The sequence below is a fragment of the Rickettsiales bacterium Ac37b genome (genome assembly GCA_000746585.2).
Lineage (GTDB): Bacteria > Pseudomonadota > Alphaproteobacteria > Rickettsiales > Arcanibacteraceae > Ac37b.
On the sequence record CP009217.2, the window covers coordinates 582,688 to 598,544 of the forward strand.

Sequence of the window (15,857 nt, forward strand, 5' to 3'; positions counted from 1 at the left end):
GAAATTAAATAATTTATTCATCTAGATACAGGCTTATTTAGATGAATATTCTATTTGCTGCGTATTCTTTTATTTTGGTTGTCCACTGTTTTTACTTCTTTTACCTCTTTTTTAACCCTAGCTGGTATAATATCAGATGATTGCTTCACTTGATGCCTTTTATCATTTTGTAAGTCTGCTATGAAATCTTCTAAGAACCCCCGTTTTTTAGGATAAGATAATTTACTGCTTGGTTTTATTTTAGGCCTTTTTATCATTGCTGTTGCAGATTTTTTATTTTCTTCTACTGCAGAAGACATAGCTTTACCTCTAGCTTTAACTGTCTTATTCTTTTTAACTTTATCTGGATCAGCAGAATCTTGTTCGGCATTTTTTAATGCAAGTAGTGATTTAGGCCTTTTTATCGTTGCTGTTGCAGATTTTTTATTTTCTTCTACGACAGAAGGCAGAGCCTTATCTCTAGCTTTAACTATCTTATTCTTTTTAACTTTATCTAACTCAGTAATACCTTGCTCTATATCTTTTAATACAGGCATTGATTTAGTTTTTTGAATGTTTGATCTTAAATCAGTTTCTATATTTTGTTTTTCTTTATGGACATCTACCAAATCAGGCGCATTTGTATATGCGCGCTTATATTCTTTATAACGTTTTTGTATAATATTATTTATTTTATACATAATATTATTTTGAGAATTATGCTTCTCAAGTTCCATTACTAAGCAATTATTAACTTTTTCTATAGTTACCATATCAATAAACCTATCAAGATTACCTTTCGTCTTATCTATTTTCAATATTTTTTCAGCAACAGAATTAGTTATTAATTTGATAAGATCATCTATTTTTTTATCATCATATGCTAGTTGATTTTTACCATGCGCGCCCTTAACAAATAACTTCTCTTTTAAATTTTCTTTAAATGCACGTAACTCATTACTATGCACTAAAATTCTATCGATAAAATCACTCTTACTTTTTTTAGAATACTTAGTTGCATTCTCTGTAAAAAATTCTGCATTATTAGATAGTAACTCACGCCAATCTCTTGATTGATTATCTTGATTCGAAATAGCAAGGATAAAAGGAATTTCTAAATTAGATATGGCCTTATTTCTTTTAGATTTTAGCAAGTCTATCTTTCGAGAATTATTCTCGATTTTTGAACCTGACTTTTGTAATAATTCAATATATAGCTGGGAGATTTTCTTTGCTCTCTTTAGCAACTTTATAAGACGTTTATCACTAACCATATCTCCTCCAAATTATTTTGGAATAAAAAATATAGGCATGTATAGTAGACGCTGTACCTAATACAACTTAATTTACTACACATACCTTATTTCTACCTTATTAAATTTTAATCATTACCTTGATGGTCCCTTCTCATTTTTTGGCCGCTCTTGCTCTGGCGGTGATTTAATTTTTTTAATATCACTCACTATATTGCTTGCTCTTTTCTGTATTTCTTCGGGAATATCTGAAGTGGAGCTCTTTCGAGATCCATACCCTGAAGATTGCAAGCTAGCTTTATCGTTCTCCCAGTCAGCCTGCTCTACTTCTGTAATATTTGAATTATGTTCATTATAACCCATTTCTCTTCTTCTTGTATCGATTGCTTTTGCTATAGCTCCCATAATTCCTTGCGGCGCTTCTTTTGTCTTAGGAGAACTAGTTTGAGAACCGATATCTTCTTTTTTACCCCAATTTGCATCTCCACTTATTTGATCTACTTTCTTAAGGGTTTTACCTTTGTGAATTTCGTCCAACAAATTAGCACGACTTGAGCTTGTTTGCTGTTGCAAAGGTGGTGGGGGAGCAGGTGGTACCTTACCAGAACTTAATGCATTTATAACTCCTGGAGGAGGTGGTGGGGGAGTAGTTGGACGTTGTAATGAACTTACCGAAGACTGAGACGCTCTTTTTTCAGCAATGCTACTATTCTTACTTATAGTTGGTAGAGGCGGTGCAGGTCGAATAGGTTTGATCCCAGAATATTCCTTATTCTGCATAGTCATACTTTTATTTTCATTATTTTCTCTAAAACTAGAAGCAGGAACTTCTCTATGCTTAACATTATTTTGAAGCGCTATATGTTCATCACTTACTTGCTTTTTATCTGTCTGAATCGTAGAAGTAGGTGATTTTTGATATTGGGATGATATTATATTAATAGACGATTTTAAATTTTCTTTTCTATATTCAACAGCACGTTCTTTTATAATGGCTTCTATTTTTTTAATTATAGCACCTCTTGAGCTATGTCTATCGAACTCTTTATGTAATAAGGTATCGATATTTTTTTGGGTAGTTTCATCAAATAATTTATCTATGCTACCTAAATTAGGGCTTATACTATATGCTTTTTCTGTAATTGAAACAGCAATATGTGATACAATTTCATTCAGTTTTTGTTCTTTTTGATTTTTATCTTTACCAGGCCTTGTTCTGTAAAAATCAAAAGAGCGTTGAAAAAATTTATTTTTAATATTATCGTGCAATTGGACAAATTCCTTATTACGGTCTTGTAATCGCTGAACAAAATCTGTTTGGTTTTTTGTCGTTTGTTCTGAAGATGGACTATGTTTTAATATATGAGCATAAGTATCTATCCATTTCTTCCAATTTATCACGCTATCTCGAGCTATTCCAATTACTAACGGTGTCTCTAGCGACAAAATAGCGTCATCTCTTTTTTTAAGTATTTCTTCCACTTTATTAGAACTGATTTTACCTATGTTATATTTATGTAAAATATTTGTATATTTTTGTGCAATATCAATTGCTTTGTCACTTAGACTAATCAATTTTTTATTCTCATATTTGACTGCCATAATATATCCTCAAATAAAAACATATTTATTAACTATATTAATAAATAGTATTATAGGCATATTAATAACAAGTTAAATATTAAGTGCTACAAGCGTTTACAAAATTAAATTTTTTTCTATATTATTTAACTTTTTAATGTTAATTATCAATTTATCTATAGTCAATTAAGTTGAGAATGGCATAGAGAAGCCATAATCAATAGCATCGCTAAGGTTATTAAAATTAGTAATGATAGGTTTGATTTTAGCTTTTAAATGAGCCCAATATTTTTCAATTGGGTTGAGATCAGGAGAGTAAGGTGGTAAGAATAAAAGTTTACAGCCTATATCTTCTATTAAATTCCTAGTTCTAGCTGACTTATGGAACGTTGCATTATCAAGTATTACAACTTGACCAAATCTTAGTTCGGGCACCAAACACTGACTAACCCACTCGTTAAAAACTTCTGTATTACATGTGCCCTTGAAACACATTGGCGCAATAATTTTCTTCCCAACCTTACCTGCAATAAAGCTTTCTCAATCATGTTTTTTACCTGAGATATCACCATAAACTTTACTTCCTCTGAGACTGTATCCCCAAGAATAGTACAAATAGCTATCAATTCCACTCTCATCAATATAAACTATATCTTCCGCTTTATAGTTTGCGATAGCTGCCAAAAATAATTGCCGTTTTGCTTCATCCCGTTCACGATAGAGTGTGGTCTTTTTTTTCGTGTGATCCCCAAAGTCTTGAATGCCAAACAGATAGCAGCTGTAGACACATTAAAAACCTTTGCAAAATCAGATAATAGCCAATTGCTGTTTTTAGACACCTCGTTTAATAATTTGATTGGATCAAGCTTCTTCCATGGCTTAGCTGCTCGTGTGGCTGCTAAATTCCCGGATTTCGATCTCGATAACCATCTATAAATTGTTCTTTCACCTATGCCAAAAATTCTTGCAGCTTCTTCTCTGGTATAACCTTTATTAACATAGTGAATTACTTTTTTACGTAAATCTAAGGAATATGCCATTGCTTCTACTGTTTTGGGTTTATGAGCTTTTTAATATATCATATATCATGTCTTTATCAACTTAATTTACTATAACAAACATATATAATTTTTTCAGCTTCCTTAGCAGAGAGGAATGATAAGCGAATGTTAGGTTAGCGAAGAGTTATGCATATATTCAAATCAAGAAATATAGTCAAAGCCTTTCAAAATGCTATAAGAAGCAAGATATGCATAGCGCCAATTAGTATCTAAGCAATATAGTAAAATTTAAATTGCCTTTGCGATATATTAAATTTCCATATTATTTTCCTACTCCATAATATTCAAAACCTAATGTTATAAGCTCTACGTGATCAAGTAAATTACGTAGATCTATAATAATAGGCTTAACTTTACGATTTGATAAAGACTTAAAATCGATGTTTTTGAATTCTGCCCATTCTGTGAAAATAACTATTACTTCAGCATTACTGATGGCTTGCATAGCACTATCTGCCCAAAAAACATTCAAGTTATTTATAAATTTTTTTGCATTATCCATACCTTCTGGATCATATAAGTTAAGTTTTAAATTATATGATAAAAGTTCTTTAATAATATCAATTGCAGAACTATCACGTATATCATCCGTGCCTGCTTTAAAAGTTAAGCCAAGACACGCAATTTTTTTATTTGATGCAATATCGATAATTTTTTTAGATAAATATTTTTTACGCATATTATTAGATTTTATTACTGATTCAATAATATGATTATCTAAAGACAATTTTTTACCCATTGTATTTAGCGCCATTATATCTTTAGGAAAACATGAGCCGCCAAACCCTGGTCCAGCCTGTAAAAACTGACTACCTATACGTTCGTCTAATCCCATAATATGGGCTACTTCCTGGACATCTGCACCCAACTCTTCACATAAATTTGCCATTTCGTTAATAAATGCAATTTTAGTGGCAAGAAAACTATTTGAGGCATATTTACTTAACTCAGCAGTTTCAGGAGTGGTACAAACAATAGGTATATTATGGTTACTAAAATAACTATATATATTGAGCATAAATTTACGTGCTTCCTCTGATACCGTTCCTATCACTATACGTGATGGATACATAAAGTCATGTATAGCATAGCCCTCTCGTAAAAATTCTGGATTAGAAACTAAATGGCATTTATAGGAGCTAGTCTGTAATTGCTGACGTATATTAGTATTAGTACCCACTGGTACAGTAGATTTTATTACTAATATAATATCTTTAGTTAAAATAGATTTTAATTCTTCTATCACTTGCTCAATATAGCATAAATCAGGCATTCCATCAGTGCCTGCAGGTGTACCTACTGCTATAAATAATACTTCGATTCCTTCAATTACTTCAGATAATTTAGTAGTAAAGAATAATCTCCCAGCCTGAAAGTTTTTTACTGCTAACTCCTCAAGGCCTGGCTCATAAATAGGCATCTCACCTTTCAAGAGCTTTTGAATTTTCTCTTCATCATGGTCTATACATACCACACTTAAGCCTAGCTCTGCTAAGCCTACACCTGTTACTAATCCTACATATCCTGTACCTAATATTCCTATCTTAATCATTTTTTATACCTTGATTTATATATTTATTTAACATAGCTAATATAGCCGGACGCTTAGAAATATCTTGCAATGCATATGCAATATTCCCTTCTAAATAACCAAGTTGATTACCACAATCAAATCTTGCTCCTTTAAATCGTAATCCATAAAATGATTGTTTGGTAAGCAGTTTTTGCATAGAATCTGTTAATTGTATTTCTCCTCCTACGCCTTTAATAGCATGCTCTAAATAATTAAATATTTCTGGCTGTAATATATATCTCCCTGTAATTGCTATGTTAGATGGTGCTTCTCCCATTTTAGGTTTTTCAATCATATTCTGTATTTTTATTATCGTACCATCGTCATATTCAGGAGAAACTATACCATAACTTGATGCCGTATTTGGATCTATATCAGTTACGGCGATAATATTATCGCCTAACTTTTGATAAAAGTTACACATTTGTTTTAAAAAACCTCCTTCTACCATCAACATTTCATCTGCAAGTAATACTGCAAATGGTTCATTATCGATAAAATGTCTTGCACACCAAATAGCATGTCCAAGCCCTAAAGGAGCCTGCTGCCTAACGAATGCAATGTGCCCAGCTTCAAGCATCCAATCACATGTTAAAGACAATTCTTTTTCCTTATCCTGTTCATTTAATATATTCTGCAATTCATATGAATGATCAAAATGGTTGTTAAGCACATTTTTATTACGGCCAGTAATAAAAATAAATTGTTCTATACCTGCATTGATTGCTTCTTCAAATGCATATTGTATTAAAGGTTTATTGGCCACAGGCAACATTTCTTTGGGCATAGCTTTTGTAACCGGCAAAAACCTTGTACCTAGTCCACCTACGGGAAAAATAGCTTTACGAATTTTGGAATTATTCATAATTATATTCCTAATTTTATTAATTTTATACTTGACTTAATTTTATGAAAGTGTAGTTTAAGCAGGATCTTTACTAGTAGTAAATAGAAATTATTGATATCATTAAAATAAATATTTAAAATGGCAAAAAAGAACATTATTCTAATAAAATTGGTAAGTACAGCTGGTACTGGTTTCTTCTATGTAAAAAAGAAAAACCCCAAAAAACTTACTAAAAAGCTCTCCTTTAAAAAATATGATCCTAAAATTAGGAAGCATGTTGAATTTAAAGAAGAAAGATTAAAATCTTAATTTGGAATTGATTTATGGCAACAAGAATACGTTTAGCGCGAGCTGGGAGAAAAAAAAGACCTATGTATAAGGTAGTTGTCGCTAATTCTCAAGCTCCTCGCGATGGTAATTTTATAGAAAAATTAGGCACATACGAACCTTTATTAGCCAATGATCACCCTAACAGGGTAGTTCTTAAAGCTGATCGTATAAAGTATTGGTTAGGTGTTGGTGCTAAACCAAGTGAACGTGTAGAAAAATTAATGAAAGCAGCTGGTGTTCTTTAAGAAAACAGCTGTATAATTTTGTTTTTTTGCATATATAAAAGGTTATTAGCCAAAGGTTTATAGCCTTTTTTTTATTAAATAATTTATATTTTTGTATCCTGTCCCAACATAAATACTTTAACCCTTTTGTTTCTCTATGAGCGACGAATAAGCATATATTCACGAATGCTTTTTTTTGCATTATTATAAGGATCATCACTATAGTTTTTCAGCTTCCTTAGCAGATAGGAAGGACGAGCTAAACCTACTTTTGGTTAGATTAGCAAAGAGTGATGCATCTGCTAATTATATCTTCAGAGCATTGATCTTCGTCAACTATAGTAAAAACAGTTTAAGTTTGATACAAGGAATGAGGAACAAAGCCTACTAATTGTTAAGGTGAGCATTGATCGACGCCGTACGCAAATTCAAATGTTTTTTACTATATACATTATCCTAACAATTAACCTCCCTATAAGACGAATTAAAATCAACATAATTATATAAAATATTTTAATTAAAAATTAACTTATATAAAGTAACATAGTACTTTTATGTAATTATTAACCAATATATTATTAATAGCATGCTTGTAGAAGGAAAAAACACAGAACAAACTTTTAAAAATAATATTCCTTTTAGCACTAAACAAATGACAACTGCATTTCGTGTTATAGGTGCTATTAGCGCTGGTATAGTTGGTTTTTCATTTGGACCAGGCGCTATATTTATGGTACCCTTTTTAGCAGCAACTGGTTTTGTAATGTCGGAAACATTGGCTACAAAATTAGCTGAAAAGCTCAGAAATAATCAAGATAATCTTTCTAAAAGTAATAAAATTTCTTCTGTAGCAGGAGCGATTTTAGGCTTAGCTGTGGCTCTCACCACGCCAACTGTTGGTATTCCTGTTGCACTTGCTGCAATGTTCGGCGGTGCATATGTATAGTCAATTAAGTTGAGAATGGCATAGAGAAGCCATAATCAATAGCATCGCTAAGGTTATTAAAATTAGTAATGATAGGTTTGATTTTAGCTTTTAAATGAGCCCAATATTTTTCAATTGGGTTGAGATCAGGAGAGTAAGGTGGTAAGAATAAAAGTTTACAGCCTATATCTTCTATTAAATTCCTAGTTCTAGCTGACTTATGGAACGTTGCATTATCAAGTATTACAACTTGACCAAATCTTAGTTCGGGCACCAAACACTGACTAACCCACTCGTTAAAAACTTCTGTATTACATGTGCCCTTGAAACACATTGGCGCAATAATTTTCTTCCCAACCTTACCTGCAATAAAGCTTTCTCAATCATGTTTTTTACCTGAGATATCACCATAAACTTTACTTCCTCTGAGACTGTATCCCCAAGAATAGTACAAATAGCTATCAATTCCACTCTCATCAATATAAACTATATCTTCCGCTTTATAGTTTGCGATAGCTGCCAAAAATAATTGCCGTTTTGCTTCATCCCGTTCACGATAGAGTGTGGTCTTTTTTTTCGTGTGATCCCCAAAGTCTTGAATGCCAAACAGATAGCAGCTGTAGACACATTAAAAACCTTTGCAAAATCAGATAATAGCCAATTGCTGTTTTTAGACACCTCGTTTAATAATTTGATTGGATCAAGCTTCTTCCATGGCTTAGCTGCTCGTGTGGCTGCTAAATTCCCGGATTTCGATCTCGATAACCATCTATAAATTGTTCTTTCACCTATGCCAAAAATTCTTGCAGCTTCTTCTCTGGTATAACCTTTATTAACATAGTGAATTACTTTTTTACGTAAATCTAAGGAATATGCCATTGCTTCTACTGTTTTGGGTTTATGAGCTTTTTAATATATCATATATCATGTCTTTATCAACTTAATTTACTATAACTCAAAAATTATACACATTTTCACAAGCTAATTTGAGTCAAAAATCACCACAATTATCAAATAAAAATGCTGATAACAATGCTAAAAATATGTACAAAAATGTATTAAAAAATAAAAAATTTGATATTCCCCCAATAGATAAAGCTCCTCCTGATAAAGTAAAACTACTTAAAACTACCAAATCCAACACTCATATAACTAGATGATAACCCTTCACACTAGCGTTGATGATAATCTTTGAAAAAATAGCTCTCTAATAATTCATGTAGATTGGTAACGAGTTAGATTAGTAAATTTTATAGTAATAATAGCTACTCCTATAAGAGTAATTGTACCACCTATTATAAGATGCCAAGATATGTACTCTGATAAAATTAATGCTGAGCCTAAAATTGCAAACACTGGTATACATAAAGCAAAGGGCATTACAAGACTCACTGGATAAATTTTTAATAAAGAAATCCATAATAAAAATGCTATTATATTAACCATTGAGATATATGCTATAGATAACCAAAGCTTAACATCTGCAATAAAAATTGACGACCAGCTTATTGGCTCTGATATATACGATAATATCATAAGTTGTGGCAATATTAATATAGAAGACCATAATATATAGGAAAGAATATTCAAATTACCTACTTGCTTTATTTGTATATTAAATAAAGCAAAAAAGAAGGCAGCTATAATAACAATCATAAAAGGAAATATTTTATCCATTATACTAGGATGCCCTACTATTATAACTATTCCTATAAACGATATCAGCATACCTATTACTTGCTTTAAATGCATCTTTTCTTTCAGTATAATTATGCTAAGAATACTAGTGATAGGTACCTGCATTTGGGTAGCTATAACTGCAGCAGATACTGGAAGCCCTAACTTTATACCTAAATAAAGCAATACCATATGCCCTATGTTATAACTAAAGGACATACACAATACTTTTTTTAAAGAAATATTAGGTAACCCTACAAAGGACAATAATATTGAAATAACTATTATAGATCTAATAACCATAGAAAATATAGGAGGAAAATACTCTAATACTAATTTAGCTGCAACAAAACTCCCTCCCCATAAAACTGCAACTAACAAGGCTTTCATTATATCTATATAACGCATATTTAATATTCATTCATTTAAAATTTGTACTTTATACAATGCATCTTCTGTGATAATGCAGTGATCAGTAATTTCTGACAATATATTTACTTCCTTAGCATTAGTAACATTCTTTAAATCATCTAATACTGCAATTAACTTAATAGTATTATGATTATTAATAGTTATATTAAGTTGTTCTATAGTAGCTTTTAATGATAAGTTTTGTTCAGCTTTTACTTTCCGTACAACATTAAGTATTCCTATACAAGCTATGCCAATTTGTTCCGCTTCTTCGTTATATATATATTCTGCTAGTTGTGGCCAACTACCACGTATATGTATCGAAGTTTCTTGAAATAAATTATTATAAATTTCTTCAGTAACATGCGGTAAAAAAGGTGCAAACAGCTTCAATATAGTACTTAAACAAAGATATAAGCTATTAATTGCGCTAATATCCTTATTATAAGCTCTTACTTTTACTAATTCTAAGTAGTTATCGCAAAAATCTTTCCAAAAAAACTCTTCTATAGCTGCACGAGCATCACTATATTCAAATTTATTGAATTCTAAAGAAGCTCGCTCAATAGTTTTATATAAACGACTTATAATCCATAAATCTATAGTCTCAGTAATTAGTTCTTTATTACATTTATCTAGGTCATGAATGTGCAACGAAACAAAATTGGAGGCATTCCATATTTTATTAATTAATTTTTTCCCTATAGCAAATATATCATCTGAATATGCAGTATCTGCACCCAATTTTGATGTAGAAGCCCAATAACGTATTACGTCAACTCCCTGCTCTACTATAAGTTTAGCTGGAGTTACTATATTACCCTTTGATTTAGACATTTTAGTCTTATCAGCAGCTAAACACCAACCACTAATCATTAAGTTTTTCCAAGGCACAGTTTCTGCATGTAATTCTGCTTTAACAATAGTATAAAAAGCCCAACTACGTATAATTTCATGCGCTTGAGGCCGGAGGTCAGCAGGAAATAGTTTGCTATGCCTTGTTAGGTCTATTGCAAATTCATCATTTATAGCATAGCTATTAAGTTGTGGCGATAAAGCACTGGTAACCCATGTATCCATTACATCTTGTTCTGCCTCTACTTCATCCCGTGCATATCCTTTTGGTAAATCTATTAATGGATCTACAGGCAAAGATTCCGAATCAGCCACTATAACTTTTCCTTCTTCTCCCACACGTTTTGAATACCACACCGGAAAAGGGACTCCAAAATATCGACCGCGACTTATACACCAGTCCCAATTTAAACCTTTAATCCAATTATCCAAACGTGTTTTCATATATCCAGGATACCAGTTACATTCTCCTGAACGCTCTAATAATTTTTCTTTTATATCTAAAATCTTTATAAACCATTGTGGCGTCAATAGTATTTCAATAGGCATTCCTGAACGTTCAGCACATTTTACTGAATGTACAATTTCTATTTGTGTTTTAAATTTTCCATACTCTTGTAATAACTCTACCATTACTTTACGAGCTTCTTTAATAGTTAATCCTATAAGCCTATCAGCAAATTTTATATTGTCTAAATTAGTTAATCTTCCACTGTGATCTATAATAACACGCTCTGGTAATTTATATATTTTCCACCACTCTATATCTGATATATCACCAAAAGTACAACACATCACTAAACCCGTACCTTTTTCTGGTATTACTTTGTTATCAGCTATTATTGGTACCTTCATTTCAAATAAAGGGGTCACAGCATGCTTGCCCTGCAAATGCTTATAACGCATATCTTCAGGATGATAAAATACAGCTACACATGCTGGCAATAATTCTGGTCTTGTAGTAGCTATAATTAATTCTTCTCCATCTTCTGTAGTAAAATAAATTTCATTCATATGGCTCGATAGTTCTTTATCTACAAGATCTGCTTGTGCTAATGCAGTTCTATCAACTGGGTCCCATAGACAAGGCTGTAATTGTCTATAAGCTCTGGATTTTTGAATTAAATCCAGAAACGATAGTTGAGATATTTTACGCGAATGATTACTGATAGTTTGATACTCCAATGACCAATCAACACTGAGTGCCAAAGATTTAAATAATAAATGGAACTCCTTCTCTGCCTCTAATACAATTTCTTTACATATTTCTATAAATTCGTTACGTGGTAAATCAATTGCCCGTACTTTCTTAAGCTTTTCTACTAATCTTTCTGTAGGCAATCCATTATCATCGAATCCCATAGGATAAAATACATTTTTACCTATCATACGCATATATCTAGCAATAAAATCTGTTTGCGTATAACTAAATACATGCCCCATATGTAACATACCAGACACGGTTGGAGGAGGTGTATCAATTACAAAATTCTCTTCTCGCGCTGCATGTTCATCCCATTTATATAATGATGTTTGCTCCCAATTAGATCGCCATTTTTCTTCCATTTCTACTATATTATAGCGAGGTGATAACCGCTTAGATGAAGATTCCATTATTTTCTCTAAAAAATATTAAGATTTGTGTAGTCCTCAGTTTTAAATGAAAAGCACATCAGTGTCAATAGCGAGCATAAATTTGATGTCTAGGATCTGTACCAAATTAGACGCACAGAATCTAACGTTTTGGGAAATTATTAATATAGTAAATTAAATTGTATTTGGGGCTAGGAGCGACAAGCGACACCTACAAATAGTAGGAGAGCTTTGAGTTATAGCAAGTTCAAATCAATTTACTATAGTAAAAATATTTGAATTTAAGTACAGAGTCATTACTTACTCAGAGTAGGCTCACTCTACCCGCACAAGCTCCACAGCAGCCTATTCTCACTATAATGCTTCTGCACCAGAAATAATTTCTATTAACTCTTTCGTAATAGCTGCCTGCCTTGTTCTATTATATAATAAAGTTAAGTTTTTGATCATTTCTCCAGCATTAGTAGTAGCATTGTCCATAGCAGTCATACGTGCACCTTGTTCACTTGCTGCATTTTCAAGCAATGCTCGATATAATTGCACTTTGACATTTTTAGGCAATAGAGTATTTAATATTGCTTCTTCACTAGGCTCATATTCAAATAATTTATGGCTATTTGTTGAATAATCATTACCACTATCATGCTCAGCAAGAGGTATTAATTGTTGCATAGTTGCTATTTGAGATATAGCATTCTTAAACTTATTATATAACACCACACATACATCAAATTCACTTGCAGAAAAAGCTGCTAATATTTTATTAGCAATACGTTCTGAATCAGAATAATTAACCTCTTTTTTACTCGAGGTAAGCGTATGGCCAATAATATTTTTAGAGTAGTCAATCTTTAAGCTTTCATACCCTTTTTTGCCTATACAAAAAATCTTATAATCTTTGCCTTGATCTCTTAATTCTTGAATATATTTTTTAGTAGCTCTGATAATTGAGCTATTGAATGCCCCACATAATCCACGATCAGACGTTACCACTATCACTAAATAAATTTTTTCTTCACTAGTCCCAACTAATAATTTAGGAGCATTATTCTCAAAATTAGAAGCTTGTGATAAATCCAAAATAGTTTCTTGCATTTTTGTAATATAAGGCAAAGCTATTTCCAGTTTTTCGCGAGATCTTCTTAATTTTGCCGCCGCTACCATTTTCATAGCTCTAGTAATCTTTTGTGTTGATTTAACACTTTTAATTCTAAGCTTTAAATCTTTAATGTTATTAGCCATTCTGCAGAAAACCTATATTTTGATAATATTTTTAAGAAAAATTCTTTATAAATTCTTCTAATACTACTTTTAATTTATTTTCATTCTCTATTGTAAGTTTTTCTTCACTACGAATAGATATAAGTATATCTTGATGATGAGCACGCATACCTGTCAATAAAGCTTTCTCAAACCTAAATATATCTTTTATTGATATTTTATCTAAATAACCCTTCACCCCAGCATAAATTACAACTACTTGCTCTTCTACAACAAGTGGAGAGTATTGTGCTTGCTTTAACAATTCAGTTAATCTTTGACCACGTGCAATTAAGCGTTGAGTAGTTGCATCTAAATCTGAACCAAATTGTGCAAATGCTTCCATTTCCCTAAATTGAGCAAGATCAAGTTTAATTGAACCAGCAACTTGTTTCATAGCCTTAATCTGTGCCGCAGAACCAACGCGGCTTACAGATAATCCTACATCTACTGCTGGTCTTACACCTTTATAAAACAATTCTGTATCTAAATAAATTTGTCCATCTGTAATAGAAATTACGTTAGTAGGAATATAAGCAGAAACATCACCACCCTGAGTTTCGATAATAGGTAAAGCAGTTAAAGAGCCCGCACCATTTTCATCAGACATTTTAGCAGCACGTTCCAGTAATCTTGAATGTAAATAAAATACATCACCAGGATACGCTTCTCTTCCAGGGGGTCTTCTTAATAATAAAGACATCTGGCGATATGCTACAGCATGCTTACTCAAATCATCATATACAATAAGAGCGTGCTTACCATTATCACGAAAATATTCACCCATAGCACAACCTGTATATGGAGCCAAAAACTGTAAAGGTGCAGGATCAGAAGCTGTAGCAGCTACTATTATACTATATTCTAAAGCCCCATTTTCTTCTAAAGTCTTCATCACTTGAGCAACACTAGATCTCTTTTGACCAATTGCTACATATACACAATATAATTTTTTCGTTTCATCATTTTCTTTATGGGCTGGCTTTTGGTTAAGTATAGTATCAATAGCAACAGCTGTTTTACCAGTTTGTCTATCACCAATAATTAATTCTCTTTGCCCTCTTCCTATAGGAATTAAAGCATCAATAGATTTAATACCAGTTTGCACAGGCTCATGCACAGACTTGCGCGTAATTACGCCCGGAGCTTTAACTTCTACATTAGTGTATGTTACATCCTTTAAAGGCCCCTTACCATCTATTGGATTACCTAAAGCATCTACTACTCTACCTAACAATCCTCTGCCCGTTGGAACTTGAACAATTTCTCCAGTACGCTTTACTATATCTCCTTCTTTAATCAAGCGATCTTCACCAAAAATTACTATACCAACATTATCCGTTTCAAGGTTCAGTACCATACCTTTGATACCACCTTCAAATTCTACCATTTCACTAGCTTGAACCATATCAAGACCGTATACTTTTGCAATCCCATCACCTACAGAAATTACTTGTCCTATTTCTTTGAACTCAGCCTGATTATCAAAACCTTCGATTTGCTTTGTTAAAATTTCTGAAATCTCAGAACTATACATTTCCATATAAAAACTCCAAACATCCTAATTAATTTGTATAAATAGCATCCATACCGATAGATTTTAATCTAGCTATCTTGTTTCTTAAAGATCCATCTAACATCTTGGACCCCAACTGCACCACTACACCACCCAAAATTTTTGGATCAATTGTCAGTATTATATTAACTTTTTTAGTAAACACTTTTTCAAATGCTATCTTAAGTGACTCTACATGTTGTTCAAGAAACGAATGAGCTACAGTAACTTTTATTGATACTTCGCCACACTTATCCAACATAAGCTGATTAAATTTCTCTATAATCGCTGGAAGCAGAAACAATCTTCTATTTTTAGCAAGTAATATACAAAACTTTTTTGTCAGATTATTACAACTGTATTGATTACATATTTCTTCTATTAAATGTATTAATTGATTACATTGCACGACAGGAGATTTTATTATTTTTAATAATTTATAATCTGCCTTAAATAATTTTAATAAATTATTAAAGTCCTTTTTAATGTCTTCTTCATTAATAGATTTATTAGCTAAACCTATTAATGATTTGACATAACGCCTAACTAATTCATTATAACTATATGCTGACACAAATATGCCTCAATTAAATAAAGTATTCCAAAAGTCGGCGCCAACTTAACATAATTTATTAAAATCCGCAAGGTAAATTCAACACCTAACTGTAATATTAATATAATGTTCAATCATTTTTTGTAGGAAGGTTTTATTAATTAAAATACTATTATATAT

At 31.8% G+C, this 15,857-nt stretch carries 16 protein-coding genes; 3 read left to right on the plus strand and 13 right to left on the minus strand.

The window, feature by feature from the left end:
- Positions 1-50: 50 nt before the first annotated feature.
- The 6 genes from NOVO_02820 to gtaB all read right to left on the minus strand — a co-directional run bounded on the left by NOVO_02820 (position 51) and on the right by gtaB (position 6,312).
- The gene (locus NOVO_02820; protein ID AIL64955.1) at positions 51-1,253 is read right to left on the minus strand and encodes a hypothetical protein; all 1,203 of its coding nucleotides are present in this window, start codon (positions 1,251-1,253) and stop codon (positions 51-53) included.
- A gap of 114 nt (positions 1,254-1,367) precedes the next feature.
- A complete protein-coding gene (locus NOVO_02825) occupies positions 1,368-2,834 on the minus strand; it encodes a hypothetical protein (GenBank protein AIL64956.1) in 1,467 nt (488 codons plus the stop codon).
- Positions 2,835-2,999: 165 nt separating this feature from the next.
- Positions 3,000-3,308, minus strand: coding sequence for a hypothetical protein (locus NOVO_02830; protein ID AIL64957.1), 309 nt, complete (start codon positions 3,306-3,308; stop codon positions 3,000-3,002).
- A gap of 152 nt (positions 3,309-3,460) precedes the next feature.
- Positions 3,461-3,853, minus strand: coding sequence for a Transposase (locus NOVO_02835; GenBank protein AIL64958.1), 393 nt, complete (start codon positions 3,851-3,853; stop codon positions 3,461-3,463).
- A 283-nt stretch (positions 3,854-4,136) separates the two neighbouring features.
- Positions 4,137-5,426 carry a UDP-glucose 6-dehydrogenase ywqF gene (gene ywqF, locus NOVO_02840; protein ID AIL64959.1) on the minus strand — a complete coding sequence of 430 codons (1,290 nt, stop codon included), beginning with the start codon at positions 5,424-5,426 and terminating at the stop codon, positions 4,137-4,139.
- Complete coding sequence (gtaB, locus tag NOVO_02845; protein ID AIL64960.1) at positions 5,419-6,312, minus strand: UTP--glucose-1-phosphate uridylyltransferase; 894 nt, start codon at positions 6,310-6,312, stop codon at positions 5,419-5,421. The genes ywqF and gtaB overlap by 8 nt, the downstream gene beginning before the upstream one ends.
- 120 nt (positions 6,313-6,432) lie before the next feature.
- Between gtaB and rpmG the strand changes: the two genes are divergently transcribed.
- The 3 genes from rpmG (at position 6,433) to NOVO_02860 (ending at position 7,794) form a co-directional block, all read left to right on the plus strand.
- Entirely contained in the window at positions 6,433-6,603 is a 171-nt protein-coding gene (gene rpmG / locus NOVO_02850; protein AIL64961.1) for a Ribosomal protein L33, read from the plus strand.
- A gap of 14 nt (positions 6,604-6,617) precedes the next feature.
- Positions 6,618-6,869: a Ribosomal protein S16 gene (rpsP, locus tag NOVO_02855; GenBank protein ID AIL64962.1), complete on the plus strand. Its 252-nt coding sequence runs from the start codon at positions 6,618-6,620 to the stop codon at positions 6,867-6,869.
- A 565-nt stretch (positions 6,870-7,434) separates the two neighbouring features.
- Complete coding sequence (locus tag NOVO_02860; GenBank protein AIL64963.1) at positions 7,435-7,794, plus strand: hypothetical protein; 360 nt, start codon at positions 7,435-7,437, stop codon at positions 7,792-7,794.
- A 4-nt stretch (positions 7,795-7,798) separates the two neighbouring features.
- Here NOVO_02860 and NOVO_02865 read toward each other — a convergent pair whose 3' ends face one another.
- The 7 genes from NOVO_02865 to atpH all read right to left on the minus strand — a co-directional run bounded on the left by NOVO_02865 (position 7,799) and on the right by atpH (position 15,698).
- Entirely contained in the window at positions 7,799-8,107 is a 309-nt protein-coding gene (locus NOVO_02865; GenBank protein AIL64964.1) for a hypothetical protein, read from the minus strand.
- 152 nt (positions 8,108-8,259) lie between these two features.
- Positions 8,260-8,652, minus strand: a complete 393-nt coding sequence (locus NOVO_02870; protein AIL64965.1) for a Transposase — start codon at positions 8,650-8,652, stop codon at positions 8,260-8,262.
- A gap of 336 nt (positions 8,653-8,988) precedes the next feature.
- Positions 8,989-9,858, minus strand: a complete 870-nt coding sequence (gene eamA / locus NOVO_02875; GenBank protein AIL64966.1) for a putative amino-acid metabolite efflux pump — start codon at positions 9,856-9,858, stop codon at positions 8,989-8,991.
- Between the two features lie 9 nt (positions 9,859-9,867).
- Complete coding sequence (gene valS, locus NOVO_02880; protein ID AIL64967.1) at positions 9,868-12,330, minus strand: Valine--tRNA ligase; 2,463 nt, start codon at positions 12,328-12,330, stop codon at positions 9,868-9,870.
- A 333-nt stretch (positions 12,331-12,663) separates the two neighbouring features.
- Positions 12,664-13,551 carry an ATP synthase gamma subunit gene (atpG, locus tag NOVO_02885; protein ID AIL64968.1) on the minus strand — a complete coding sequence of 296 codons (888 nt, stop codon included), beginning with the start codon at positions 13,549-13,551 and terminating at the stop codon, positions 12,664-12,666.
- A 31-nt stretch (positions 13,552-13,582) separates the two neighbouring features.
- Complete coding sequence (gene atpA, locus NOVO_02890; GenBank protein AIL64969.1) at positions 13,583-15,112, minus strand: ATP synthase subunit alpha; 1,530 nt, start codon at positions 15,110-15,112, stop codon at positions 13,583-13,585.
- Positions 15,113-15,134: 22 nt separating this feature from the next.
- Positions 15,135-15,698, minus strand: coding sequence for an ATP synthase subunit delta (gene atpH / locus NOVO_02895; GenBank protein AIL64970.1), 564 nt, complete (start codon positions 15,696-15,698; stop codon positions 15,135-15,137).
- Between the last annotated feature and the right edge of the window lie 159 nt (positions 15,699-15,857).

What these genes read in the sequence shown, in the direction of transcription:
- NOVO_02820 (AIL64955.1), bottom strand. Translation starts at nt 1,253, where the DNA reads ATGGTTAGTGATAAACGTCTTATAAAGTTGCTAAAGAGAGCAAAGAAA.
- NOVO_02825 (AIL64956.1), bottom strand. Translation starts at nt 2,834, where the DNA reads ATGGCAGTCAAATATGAGAATAAAAAATTGATTAGTCTAAGTGACAAA.
- NOVO_02830 (AIL64957.1), bottom strand. Translation starts at nt 3,308, where the DNA reads ATGTGTTTCAAGGGCACATGTAATACAGAAGTTTTTAACGAGTGGGTT.
- NOVO_02835 (AIL64958.1), bottom strand. Translation starts at nt 3,853, where the DNA reads ATGGCATATTCCTTAGATTTACGTAAAAAAGTAATTCACTATGTTAAT.
- ywqF (AIL64959.1), bottom strand. Translation starts at nt 5,426, where the DNA reads ATGATTAAGATAGGAATATTAGGTACAGGATATGTAGGATTAGTAACA.
- gtaB (AIL64960.1), bottom strand. Translation starts at nt 6,312, where the DNA reads ATGAATAATTCCAAAATTCGTAAAGCTATTTTTCCCGTAGGTGGACTA.
- rpmG (AIL64961.1), top strand. Translation starts at nt 6,433, where the DNA reads ATGGCAAAAAAGAACATTATTCTAATAAAATTGGTAAGTACAGCTGGT.
- rpsP (AIL64962.1), top strand. Translation starts at nt 6,618, where the DNA reads ATGGCAACAAGAATACGTTTAGCGCGAGCTGGGAGAAAAAAAAGACCT.
- NOVO_02860 (AIL64963.1), top strand. Translation starts at nt 7,435, where the DNA reads ATGCTTGTAGAAGGAAAAAACACAGAACAAACTTTTAAAAATAATATT.
- NOVO_02865 (AIL64964.1), bottom strand. Translation starts at nt 8,107, where the DNA reads ATGTGTTTCAAGGGCACATGTAATACAGAAGTTTTTAACGAGTGGGTT.
- NOVO_02870 (AIL64965.1), bottom strand. Translation starts at nt 8,652, where the DNA reads ATGGCATATTCCTTAGATTTACGTAAAAAAGTAATTCACTATGTTAAT.
- eamA (AIL64966.1), bottom strand. Translation starts at nt 9,858, where the DNA reads ATGCGTTATATAGATATAATGAAAGCCTTGTTAGTTGCAGTTTTATGG.
- valS (AIL64967.1), bottom strand. Translation starts at nt 12,330, where the DNA reads ATGGAATCTTCATCTAAGCGGTTATCACCTCGCTATAATATAGTAGAA.
- atpG (AIL64968.1), bottom strand. Translation starts at nt 13,551, where the DNA reads ATGGCTAATAACATTAAAGATTTAAAGCTTAGAATTAAAAGTGTTAAA.
- atpA (AIL64969.1), bottom strand. Translation starts at nt 15,112, where the DNA reads ATGGAAATGTATAGTTCTGAGATTTCAGAAATTTTAACAAAGCAAATC.